The following is an 11,776-nucleotide window of genomic DNA, read 5'->3' on the forward strand; positions in this document are numbered from 1 at the left end:
TAAACGTTTTTGCCCACGCAAAAACACCTCCGAATTAGTATTGGTTTGATTATACCATTTCGAAGGTGTTTTTTATTGTCTCATTTTATTGTGTTAGTCTATAATTATGATTAATTACAGTGGCTCTTTATTAAAGTTTACATATTGCTTTTTAAACGTTTTAAAATACGATAGTAATCATCCAAATCAATCCCTGGAGCGAATTGCTCTGGAAGTTCTGGAAAATCGGGTACAGGCGCACCTTCAGGCATTCCGTCAATTACATGCAGCCTTTCACCTGTTTCTGGGTTTGCACCTTTCCATATTTGGTTGATATCACGATAATCCGCTTCTCCCCATGTATACAACACATTGTACAATCCTTGATCCATAAACTTTTTGGCATAATCAAACTTATTATTATCCAAACTTGGAACTGGAAGCATTTTACCCACATCCACACCTGTAGCTACTTCTAGTGCTTTTGCATAGGCAATAATATGAGTCCCACCTCTGACAAGCAAGTATCCGGTCATCTCTAAGGCAGTCGGGTGGGTCGTCATTTCATACACACGCATTTTGTGGTTTCTAGCACCGATTTCCAATAAATAATTGGCGAGTAGATCTTCAACGAGCGTTCCACTGTTATTTACATACGACCCATTCCACGGTCTTCCCATCCCGTCACCTGGAAAAGCTGTTTGAGCAGTGGTTGTAAAATGTGTAGAATAACGGGCATCCTTTCCATTTTGCAGTGGGGCGGTATCAGGATTGCCAGGAATGGTATTGCCAATCGAAAGCAGATTAATTGCATTCGCTACTAATTCAACATGGCCAAATTCCTCCGCTGTAATACTTGCAATTAAATCATAAAAGGGCTTTAGCTTTTTTTTACCGCGGAAATTAAAGGATTGAAACATGTAATTGTTTAAGGTGGACATCTCACCGAATTTTCCACCCATTAATTCTTGTACAGCTGCAGCAGCATTCATATCGCCATGTTCTGGATATGGTAACTCAATGGCAATTTTATTCACGCGTTTCATCATAAGCTTTACACCTCCATCCGTAAACAATAATCATTTTCATCATATGTTGGATGGAGCTTGGCTTATTCTCACATCGTCGAATGAAACCAAATTATTTGTGCTGCACGTACATAGAATGGTGTCCCGCCCATCATGATGACGATATGATCAGGCATGACCTCTCGTAATACACCTCGTACAGAGCCGTGGGTCGTTTGAACAGCAAGGGATTGATTGTGAAGTCCCATTAAAGCTTGATAAACATACGGATCACTAAGTTTCCATTTTTCACTCATTTTCAACACACTCCTTTTCATGAAGTCCATAGCAGTATATGCAAGGAAGTAAAAATGTGCATTTGTCCAATTGGAATGTTGGTTTTCGGATTTATTCAGACATCCATTCTTTCATTAGAAAAATAAACCCAGATTCTGAATCCAAAATAAAAACACCTATGAAATAGTGTCAGGGCGTTTCAATCTTAATAATCACCAATTACTGTGTGGCTGGGGCTATAAACTTCCTGATTTGATACTCAATATCCTTCTTAAACTAACGGTGGCACCCGTTACTTTAAGTGAAAAAAATCACAGTTTATCTTGTACTACATTTTTAATGATTTCAGTAAAAGCATCATTATATCCTAAGCAGTTTATATAATTTATAAATTTATTATTTGATTCAGATACAGAAAAATTAAAAGTGTGAGAAAAGCTCTTATCGAAGTCTTCATCTACAGAGGCATAAAATTCTTTAAACTTTTCTATGCCGAAGTTTGTAGTAAGGTATTCCACAAATGCACCCGCAATCGGATAAGTCACTAAATCACTATAGTTATAAAATTTATCATTTATCACTAAGTCTTCTACTTTTACATACAAACCATTATCAATAAAATACTTAACCCACATATACTGAGGTATTCCCAAAGAAACTTTATCAAAAAACATTGCAAGTCCTTCTCTTAAAAAGGTTTGGGGCGGTACTGATAAATTATATGAAATCAAATGAGCATCTTCGTGGAATCCTATACATTTTACCTCCGTATTGTAAACGGCAAATACTTCGTTTGGTTCTTTCGCACAACCATTGCAAGGTTCGTTATCACCAAATAATTCACCCACTTCTATAGATGTCTCACACAGGAAGTAATTTATTTTTTGTTCCATTTCAACATTTAAACAATTAGAAATAAAATCATAGCAGTTTTCTTGTAGCTTTATTATCTTCTCTATATCCTTTTCTGCAAGTGACCCAACATGATAATTAAATATATAATTTTTACTTTCTCTCTTCGCCCATTCCATAATTATCCCTTCATTCACTTTAGATTTTTTGTTTTAATTCTTAAACTAACCTGCCCATTAGTTTAAGTGCATATTTTCACAAAGTCCACCATCATTTCAATTATTTCTATAAATTCAGTTTACATCGAATTACTTCATTTTGGGGTAGCGTCAGGAAAATGCGAATTTACAACGCTAAGCCCATTTTCAAGACGATTCCCCCAGTTTTAACAACGTTAAGAAAGTTTCAATGGTCTTAAAGAATCTAACGAGACCATTTTCTCCGAATTAAAATGGTATTCTCCAAGTAAATTAATATGTTCCCAACCTAGAGGTGACATATGGTGCAATAATTCTTCATTAAAACTACCTGACCGTTTTTGATATTCAACTGCCTTTGTTAGATGTAAAGTATTCCAGATACTGATGGCATTNTTTTCTTCTTAATGATTCATCCGAAATATAATTCAAAATAAAGATCGTTTTTTCTATTCGGCCCATCTCACGTAAGGCTGTAGCCAAGCTGTTTTGTCTTGAATAAGAACCTAATTTCCCCATAATAAGGGATGCTGAAACTGTTCCTTCCCTTATAGAATGAGCTAATCGCAAAACATCCTCATAATTCTCTTTAATGACCTTTGTATTTATTTGTCCACGTAAAATGACTTCTAATTTTGGATACTCACTTGCCTTATCTATTGTAAATAATTTCGAGTCTGATAAATCTCGTATTCTTGGAGCAAATTTAAATCCTAATAAATGGGTCAGTCCGAATATTTGGTCTGTGTAACCAGCTTTAATTGTACTAGTATTAGAAGTAGTTATTAACGTATCTTGCGATAGTAACTACTTCTTTTATATTTCATTAAAGAATTATTATTTGTACTATTAAATTTATGAATATATAGTATCTTACGAATTAGGGGGTGGAATGTTGAAAGTACAAGAAGTTCTCATTCAAGAGAAGAAAAGATATCTGTTAATTGATAAGAGAGGCTATCCGGTCATACCGGTTGCAAAGTATATAAAGTATTTAGATAACATTGGAAAAGCTGAAAATACACTAAAGTCATACTGTTACCATCTAAAGCTTTATTTTCAATTCCTAGAGGAAAGTCGGTTAAGATATCAAGAAGTGAACCTTGATATCTTGGCTCAATTCATCGGTTGGCTGAGAATTCCCGATCAATCTACAAAAGTCATTTACTTTGAAGAAACCTTAGCTAAACGATCAGAAAGAATAGAAATCCATATAAAAAAAGTCGAATCCATCAAGGATATCGGCTTTTTTAGATTGAAATTTGTTTAGCGTACAAAATTTCCGAAATGTTGGCTGTACCCCTAAAATAAATCATCTGATTCAATGAAATGTAATGCCTATCATCACCTATTTTTATATGTATCTCAGACTAATTCCTATACCTCCGTTACTCTTCGATCATATTTTATTTGTACGAGGTGGTGTAAAATGTTTAAATTATATTTAGATCCTGGTCACGGGAGAGTGGCCCCAGGAGCTATTGGCAATGGGATGCAGGAAAAAGAAATTACCTTAAATATTTCCCATAGCATCCGAAATCTCTTGGAAAACCATTATGAAGGCCTGCAAATTAAAATGAGTAGAACAGCAGATATTACGCGCAGCTTGAAAGAACGTACAGATGATGCGAATGCTTGGGATGCAGATTATTTTCTATCCATCCACGTTAATGCATTTAACGATTCAGCTCATGGGTATGAAGATTATATTCATAACAGTTTGTCTGATTCATCGAGAACAGCGTTAATTCGGGACATTATGCATGAAGAAATTGTCAAAGTAAATAACTTGCATAATCGTGGCAAAAAAAAGGCCAATTTCCATGTACTGCGAGAAACCAGAATGCCCGCTTTATTAACGGAGAACGGATTTATTGATCATGCAAGCGATGCCCAAAAACTAAGGGACCCGATTTGGCGGCAAGCGGTCGCTCAAGGTCATGTTAATGGTTTAGCACGCGCGTTTAATTTGAAGAGAAAATCGACTAATCTGAAAAGCAATATGGCTATTAAACGTGTAATTGTTGACGGTGTGCAAGTAGGGCTTACGCAGAAGAAGAGAATGTGTTGAGAACTGTACAACGCAACCTGAGAACAGCACAAAGGATTATTATTGAAAATGTGTAGTTTCGTTGGGAAAACGGTTGCTTGACTGCGAGCACGTTAAAGTTTTATCAAAATGGATAGCTAGGCTGGATGAACAAAAAATACGCTAAGCCTTTGTCGTGACGGGCTTAGCATTTTTTTCTTGCTCTAAGTTGGTCCGGCCGATATAAGCCAGGACTCATCATGTGCTAGTTTACGGCTGTAATATCAGATGAATAGAACGAAGTTGTTGAGGGAATTATAGTTCAAGATGTTTCTATTTCCAATTGTTGGATTTGGGGTGAGCTTTTGCCTAAGATTACTCCTATTCAGTCATACATGATTATTATGCTTTCGGTTGGATTAATGAACCACGTTATTATTATCCCTTTACTACTAGAAGCATCAAAGCGAGATGCCTGGCTCGTAGTGCTTCTTGTTTTTGTCGTTTCACCTGTTTGGATTGGTTGCTTGAACTACATCATTCAAAACATGAACAATCAACACATTAAAAAGTGGCTAGATCAGCACTTTGGAAAGTTTTTATCTGCAATCTTAGTGATTATTTATAGTTTGTTATTATGGCTCATGGGCTTTATTTCCTTAAAAGATACTCTAACATGGACAATCGCATCTTACTTGCCGCAAACACCGATACTAGTTCTTGCGGGAACAACACTTGTTGCATGCTTCTTTGCTGCTTTTCAAGGACTCCGTACAATTGCAATTGTGAGCGGAATATTGTTGCCATTTGTTGTTATTCTGGGGAATCTTGTGGAGATTGCCAATTTTCAGTTTAAAGATTATACCCTGCTTTTTCCATTGTTAGAAAACGGGACAGCTCCATTATGGAAAGGCATTCCTTACGTTGCCGGGGGATTGCTGGAGTTGTCTTTCTTGATGTTGCTGATTCAGCACAAATTAACAAAAAAACCAGGATTTAAAAGCTTGATGTTGATGTGCTTCATCCTTACAGGACTTACGTTAGGACCATTGATGGGATCGATTGCGATATTTGGCCCTGATGAAGCGGATAACCAGAGATACCCATCTTACGCTCAATGGAGAATCGTTAGACTGGGTGAATATGTGGAGCATGTCGATTTTTTTTCGATTTACCAGTGGCTATCCGGTACATTCATTCGTGTATCCCTTTCTATCTATCTCTTGGGAGAATTGTGGAATTTACAAAAACGCAGATGGTTACCCGTGTTATTTGGCGCATTGGCCATGCTTGTTGCCATTTTGCTGCCGATGAGCGACATGGCTTTTCTAGACTTGTTAGGAAGGTTTTATTTTCCTTCATTTTGTATCTTTACAGTAGGGACCTTGATCCTGTATGTTGGTCGAATGATCATCTCAAGAATTCGCCAAAAGGAGTGACTAGCTAGGATGAATAAACTATTCCGACGAATGAAAAGATTATTTGGAAATCAGGGGGCAGAAAGCAAGAGGCCATCGCCTAATACAGAGACAACAGTCTTGCAACCGCTTAATGAACAATCACTCATCCAACACTTTAAAATGTGTCAAGATGTTAAGCACCATGTTTACAAATTATACCCTGATGATGAACAATCGAGAATCCTATTGCTTTATTGTGAGGGGTTAAGTGACAACCAAACATTCATTCATGAAACTGTGCTTCCTCATTTGACCCTATTTTATGAAAACAATGGTTTTCATCATCAGGAGGAGATAGTCGAGTCGAGCCAACTACAATTAGAGTTCGTTACTCTTGAGGAGTGGGAGCAAACGGCCGAAACGGATATTTTTGAAGGAAAACTGCTTTTGTATATTCCGACCCTACGTTCCTTGTTCTCCCTCGATATCTCAAAAAAACCGGCGCGAAATCCGGAAGAATCCAGTATTGAGGTCTCGGTACGGGGGCCAAAGGATGGATTTGTGGAAGAAGTGGGAGTCAATGTGGCGTTAATTCGGAAACGAATCAAATCAACCAGCATGGTTTATGAAACGAAAAAAGTAGGCGTTCGCACGAAAACAACCGTTGCAATTCTTTACATGCGTGACATTGTTGATCCTAAGATTGTTCAAGATGTAAAGAATAAATTAGATGATCTTCACATTGACGGAGCGTTTAGCGCCACTCAGCTAGAAGAATTAATGGAACCGACAAAAGCATTGTTTCCTTTGATGGGGTATACAGGCAGAGCAGACTTTACCGTGAACTGTATGCTCAATGGGCGTGTAGCGTTGATTGTGGATGGTACACCGGCTGCGTTGATTGCGCCTGCCAATTTATTTTTGCTTGTGAAAGCACCCGAAGATATCCACTTTACTGCTTTGGCAGCTACATTTGGTCAAACGCTTCGTTTACTTGGCTTGTCCGTATCGCTACTGCTTCCTGCAATTTTTGTTGCCATTCTTTCCTATCATCAAGATCAGCTGCCCTATTATCTACTTGCCACTTTGGGGATTAACCGGTTGGGAATCCCTTTTGATGTGGCAGTTGAAATGTTTATTGCACTTCTCTTCTTAGAAATCCTGCGGGAAGCTGGTATCCGATTGCCTTCTGCGGTCGGCTCCACGGTAACGGTTGTAGGAGGACTTATCCTGGGGGATGCGGCCATTCGTGCTGGATTCTTATCCCCAGGTATCGTTGTCATCGGAGCAATTACACAAATCTTTGGTTCAACTTTATCGAGCCTATCATTGGCTGGAACGATTAGTATCTTACGCTTTTTTCTTTTCATTCTGTCTGCCACGCTTGGCATTTATGGCTTCTTTCTTGGATTATTTATTGTGCTCAGCCATTTAGCCTCATTGCGTTCATGCGGCTTGCCTTACTTGGCCCCAATATCACCTCCATTTAAAGACTTGGCCAACGCTTTGTTTCGATTACCTTGGCCATGGCGAAACACTCGACCGGACATGTTGAAGACACGAGATTCTACAAGGCAAGGGGACAGGCATAAATGAGGAGATATAAAAGTATGGTTGCACTTTTCCTTCTTCTCACCCTTACCGGTTGCTGGAGCAGATATGAAGTGCAAAACATGAACTATGCTACGGCTGTTGGAATAGACTATGTCGATGGCCAATACACCTTGTATGTGCAATTGCTTGATTTCTCGACAGTGGCCAAGCTGGAGGGACAGCAAAAAGCGGAGCAGCCCCCGGTTTGGGTGGGCAAAGGCGAAGGTTCCTCGTTTACGGAGGCGGCAAATGATTTGTACAGTACATCACAACAACGCTTAAACTTGGGACAAATCTCTGCCATTTTGTTCAGCGAGAGATTGATGAAGGAAAACAAAGTCGGAGAAGTGCTGGAATTGATCAATCGTTATCGTGAAATAAGGTACTTGGCCTGGCTGTTTAGCACAAGAGAGCCTCTTGAAGAAATCTTGCTGGCAACTCCATTTTTTAGATTACCGCCAAAGGCATCCATTCTTCACAATCCCGAGCAAAGTTTCAGACAGTTCTCTATCCTTGCTCCGGTCCGCCTGCAACAATTTGTACTGGACTCAAACGAAAAGGCTAGAACCAGTTATATACCGGAATTATCGCTTCGCAAAGGTCAATGGCAGGAAAGTAATAAACCAAAAGAGCAGCTTAGATATTCAGGCGTACAAGTATATGATCTAAACAATTATTATGGACGAATGGATCTTAAGGATTTGTCGGGAATGCCCTGGCTAAGTACTCACACGATCCGAGTACCTCTTGATTTGTTTACCGAAGAGAAGCTTGCGGCTGTTCTTGTCGCAGAAAAACCCAAATATGAAGTGACTCCTATTGTGAAATTGAACAAGGCGTATTTCGATATTTCAGTAAAAGTGAAGGCGGGGATCAATGAATTGCATACGGACCTTACCGAAAAGGAACTCACACAAATGGCTCAGGAAAAAATAGAGGAGCAAATCCGCAAAACGTATCAAACTGCTTTTAAAGAGGGTATAGATATTTACAATTTGGGCGAATCTTTGTATCGCAAACATCCACATCAATGGAAGAGCATTGCCACAGGAAAACAGCAACTCGTTTTAAACCAAGATTCCCTGCGCCATGTAAAGGTTGAGGTGAATATTGTTTACCCTGGAAGATATAAATTACATGAACATGGTGAATCCACCTCGTGATTCTGGCAAGTGAAATTATTAACTCACCTTGCTTCTTCTGCTTAGCGTTGGGGAAGCAAGGTTTTTGTTTCCCAAAAAATAGTTTAACGTTGTAAATCCGCATTTTCCTGACGGAACCCCATTTTGTAAGTTCTTTTAAGACGAAAAACTTCGTAAATTTAAATGGATTTCTTCACAAACCATAAGAAAGGGAGCGAAGGGATACATGTTATTAAGTTTTTACTTTGAATTAGTCAAATAAATCTCTGTTCCTGCCGATAAAGTCAACTATTTCTACATTTTCTTTCCTATCCAGAGAGAGTGGCTCTTTGGTTTCTCTTGTTCTGTACTGCTCTCTATATGTGCTTTGTCCAATTGTTTCTAGATATTCCTTTTCGAAATGGTCACGTTCTTCTTTTAGAAGAGCCACTTTTTCTTCTAATATTTGAATTTTTTCCTTCGAAGCACTTTCTTTTTTTCGAAGTGTTACTTCAAGTCCACTCACTTTAGAAGCCATTTTTAAAATATTATTTACAAATATGTCATATGACTTCAATTTTGTTAGAAGTACTTTTTCATTATATTTGTATTTCTCATAAATAGTTAATACATTATCTAAGGGAAGGGGATTAATGTCCCTAGAATCGTTGTAGGGGTTATTGAAAGCCTGATTTAACTGTTCGATCTCCTTTGCCATACGTGTTCGCCATACTGTCTTAGATACCCCTGTATGCTTCTCTAATAGGTATGGCGTTAAATCTTCAGTTATCTCACTACGAGTTTGTCTTAAAAGTTCTAGCAAGTCTTCGTTAGTGTATTTTTTAGGTCTTGCCACTTCAATTCTCCTCATTTCCCTGATTTTTTTCTGATACTTGCATAATTAATGCTTCAGTTCTCGCTATGTCTTCAATTGTCTTATTAATGGATTTTGTTACGCTGTTTACTTGTTCGTTTAAATCAATAGGTGTGTTCAGCTGTTCCTTGTTTTGATTCATGTTGTTCATTAATTTTTGGAAAACAATATAGTATGTGTCCAGTTGATCTTTATATTGCTTATTAAGCCGTACTGAAGTCTCATCAAGTAGTCTTAATGTGTTTTCCCTGTTCTCTACATCTAATAGGAAAAACGGGCATAATAAGCAATTTGGAACACAGTTACTAGGAAATTCTTTATCTGTGCAATATCCATCCTCAATTTGTCGGAAATAACTTCTATTCGTCCTATTTAAAACACTTTCAGTTTTAAGGTTTTGAACAACAGGAAGGTTCTCAACTTCTTCTTTTGTATAGAAATCAGTAATTTTCATTTGCTTGTTTTTTATCTGTTCACTTAATAATCTTACTTTACTTTCTAGAAAAGTTTCTAAATGATTTGCATAGTGGTTTTGTGTGTATAAACTAGCATGCCCTGCCATTTGGCTAATAGTTAGAGGGTCAATGCCCTGCATTCTCATGTTGCATATTGCTAAGTGCCGTGTTGAATTCGCACTTAATTGTTCAATATCACTGGATTGAATTACTTCTTTGTAAAAGAATTTCAGCAATGAATTGAACATGTCAGTTGTAGTATGAATATTTTTTCCATGTGAAATTATTTTAGAAACTTTCTTGTTATGTTTGGTGTAGTATCTCGCTCGCATGTATATAGGGAATAAATAGGAACGTTCCTCTGCTGATATATCAACAGTGCAATAATGTTCACATAAGTTAATATATGACTCTATTAATTCACCTATATCTTGTGTAATGTGAAATTCCGTTTGGGGTGGGATGTGATTTGGATACTTTGGTTTGCTTCTCTTAACTGTTAATTGATATTGACCATTTACTTTTTTTAAATCGCTTTTCTGTAACTGCACAAACTCATGTGGTCGCATTGGAATGAACATAGTTAGTTGCCACCAAATAAATATAGGAAGATATTTCTCTTTCAGTACAGAGGAGGTTTCTTCGTTTAAGAAAAAATTATATAGTTCATTACTAAATGTTAAAATATCTTCAAATGGAGGTAGTGTTTTAGTTTTTGATTGATAGGGTTTAATATCGCTCTCCATTAAACGAGAAATAAATTTTTCACCATGTTCAGGCATGAAGAAATTAAAAAACTCTAGATTATAGGTAATATGGCTATACTTAAAGGACTCAGGTACTTCCAATAAAACATACTCATAGAAGTCCTCCACTTTTTCTTCGCTATACAAGTTGGTCTTAAAAATAGAATCTTTAATAATTTTCAATTTGCGAATAATGGTTCTTACTGTAAGCCCATTATCCATTAAGAGTAGAGTGTAGCATTTAAGGGCGACATTAACATTGGAAAACATATCTAGATCAAATGATAGTCTTAACCTAGTGCCTCTTGTTCCCAATGTCCATAAGAACCAACTTCTATCATTATACTGACACCCTTCAATAATTCCATTTCTTTTGTAGAATTTAAAACGTTCTTTATAATGGTCAGCCATTTCTATCGAAAATTTCTCGTCATTTTCAATATGAAGGGTGTGGTTGTCAAATATATGAACTTCATCCACCATTATTATCACTCCAACATTTTAGTTTGAACAGAAGACAATTTCATTTTCAAGTCATCGAAGTCAAAATATTCATTAGCATATTCCTTGCCAAATGTTTTAACTGATTGATTTACAACAGCTAACAAATTTAAAATAAGATAAGTCAATTTCATTCGTCTATTGTAATTTTGTTTCTCAGTAATCCTTAAATCCTCAATTAAGTCGTCAATTTCTTTCTTTGCACTTAACAAAAATGACACTTTAGGAATTAAGTACTTACAAGAACTACAGTTGCGTCCGGGTTGATTACATTCCCCACTAACGAAGCATTGACCTTCTAATCGGTAGGAGGGCATATTCCCATTATGAATACCTGTTAATTTTTGATCCAGTTTCTCTTTTGAGAGTTGAATGACTTGTTGTGAAACACTTAGTAGTTTTTTTCTTTGCTCAAAGTAAAAAGCACTAGAATTCTCTAAGTCTTCTGGTGAAAATACTTTGATAAGTGCTTCAATTGATTCCGTTTTTTCTTCCATACTCAATTCCTTTTCGCTTTGTTTTATGGATAAATCCACCATTAAAGAATACAGAAAGCCAAAATGTCCTCTTCGGTACAAATGTCTGAAAATATCATCAAAATCGTCACCTGTAGGTAGCACATAGGTAAGCGTCAAACAATGAACACCTTCTATTAAATATCCGTTCTTGAGATAATCTCTTTAGAAAAAAATCTGGAGGTTATGCCAATGAACGATGCTAACAAA

Annotated in this window: 10 protein-coding genes and 2 pseudogenes; 5 read left to right on the forward strand and 7 right to left on the reverse strand. The window is 37.1% G+C overall.

The annotated features are described in order from the left end of the window. Positions 1-137: 137 nt before the first annotated feature. From ACFSBH_RS07545 to ACFSBH_RS07560, 4 genes and pseudogenes are all read right to left on the reverse strand, one after another. Positions 138-1,028: a manganese catalase family protein gene (locus ACFSBH_RS07545; RefSeq protein ID WP_041054396.1), complete on the reverse strand. Its 891-nt coding sequence runs from the start codon at positions 1,026-1,028 to the stop codon at positions 138-140. A gap of 68 nt (positions 1,029-1,096) precedes the next feature. Next, positions 1,097-1,303 (reverse strand): YuzF family protein, encoded by a 207-nt coding sequence (locus tag ACFSBH_RS07550; protein ID WP_251517970.1) that lies wholly within the window; start codon positions 1,301-1,303, stop codon positions 1,097-1,099. Positions 1,304-1,594: 291 nt separating this feature from the next. Further along, positions 1,595-2,314, reverse strand: coding sequence for a hypothetical protein (locus ACFSBH_RS07555; protein ID WP_251517968.1), 720 nt, complete (start codon positions 2,312-2,314; stop codon positions 1,595-1,597). Positions 2,315-2,529: 215 nt separating this feature from the next. Beyond that, positions 2,530-3,139, reverse strand: a pseudogene (locus ACFSBH_RS07560) (Tn3 family transposase); the annotation flags it as partial. 88 nt (positions 3,140-3,227) lie between these two features. Between ACFSBH_RS07560 and ACFSBH_RS07565 the strand changes: the two are divergent. From ACFSBH_RS07565 to ACFSBH_RS07585, 5 genes and pseudogenes are all read left to right on the forward strand, one after another. Then, a complete protein-coding gene (locus tag ACFSBH_RS07565) occupies positions 3,228-3,602 on the forward strand; it encodes a site-specific integrase (protein WP_251517820.1) in 375 nt (124 codons plus the stop codon). 159 nt (positions 3,603-3,761) lie between these two features. Next, positions 3,762-4,459 (forward strand): annotated as a pseudogene (locus ACFSBH_RS07570) (N-acetylmuramoyl-L-alanine amidase family protein). A gap of 267 nt (positions 4,460-4,726) precedes the next feature. Next, on the forward strand, positions 4,727-5,800 hold the full coding sequence (locus ACFSBH_RS07575) for a GerAB/ArcD/ProY family transporter (protein WP_251517823.1): 1,074 nt from the start codon (positions 4,727-4,729) through the stop codon (positions 5,798-5,800). A 9-nt stretch (positions 5,801-5,809) separates the two neighbouring features. Then, entirely contained in the window at positions 5,810-7,357 is a 1,548-nt protein-coding gene (locus tag ACFSBH_RS07580) for a spore germination protein (RefSeq protein WP_251517825.1), read from the forward strand. A 14-nt stretch (positions 7,358-7,371) separates the two neighbouring features. After that, complete coding sequence (locus ACFSBH_RS07585; protein ID WP_379596933.1) at positions 7,372-8,517, forward strand: Ger(x)C family spore germination protein; 1,146 nt, start codon at positions 7,372-7,374, stop codon at positions 8,515-8,517. A gap of 229 nt (positions 8,518-8,746) precedes the next feature. Here the strand turns inward: ACFSBH_RS07585 and ACFSBH_RS07590 are convergent, their stop codons facing one another. Genes ACFSBH_RS07590 through ACFSBH_RS07600 form a run of 3 tightly spaced genes read right to left on the reverse strand, consistent with a single transcriptional unit; the run spans position 8,747 to position 11,686 of the window. Further along, entirely contained in the window at positions 8,747-9,331 is a 585-nt protein-coding gene (locus ACFSBH_RS07590; RefSeq protein ID WP_251517712.1) for a hypothetical protein, read from the reverse strand. 1 nt (position 9,332) lies between these two features. Continuing rightward, a complete protein-coding gene (locus ACFSBH_RS07595; RefSeq protein ID WP_251517711.1) occupies positions 9,333-11,033 on the reverse strand; it encodes a tyrosine-type recombinase/integrase in 1,701 nt (566 codons plus the stop codon). Positions 11,034-11,038: 5 nt separating this feature from the next. Beyond that, a complete protein-coding gene (locus ACFSBH_RS07600; RefSeq protein WP_379596936.1) occupies positions 11,039-11,686 on the reverse strand; it encodes a hypothetical protein in 648 nt (215 codons plus the stop codon). Between the last annotated feature and the right edge of the window lie 90 nt (positions 11,687-11,776).

Origin of the sequence: Oceanobacillus luteolus (genome assembly GCF_042678205.1) — a bacterium.
Lineage (GTDB): Bacteria > Bacillota > Bacilli > Bacillales > Amphibacillaceae > Oceanobacillus > Oceanobacillus luteolus.

Coding starts and splice junctions, on each gene's coding strand:
- ACFSBH_RS07595 (WP_251517711.1), bottom strand. CDS start 11,033: ATGGTGGATGAAGTTCATATATTTGACAACCACACCCTTCATATTGAA.
- ACFSBH_RS07545 (WP_041054396.1), bottom strand. CDS start 1,028: ATGATGAAACGCGTGAATAAAATTGCCATTGAGTTACCATATCCAGAA.
- ACFSBH_RS07550 (WP_251517970.1), bottom strand. CDS start 1,303: ATGAGTGAAAAATGGAAACTTAGTGATCCGTATGTTTATCAAGCTTTA.
- ACFSBH_RS07585 (WP_379596933.1), top strand. CDS start 7,372: ATGGTTGCACTTTTCCTTCTTCTCACCCTTACCGGTTGCTGGAGCAGA.
- ACFSBH_RS07555 (WP_251517968.1), bottom strand. CDS start 2,314: ATGGAATGGGCGAAGAGAGAAAGTAAAAATTATATATTTAATTATCAT.
- ACFSBH_RS07580 (WP_251517825.1), top strand. CDS start 5,810: ATGAATAAACTATTCCGACGAATGAAAAGATTATTTGGAAATCAGGGG.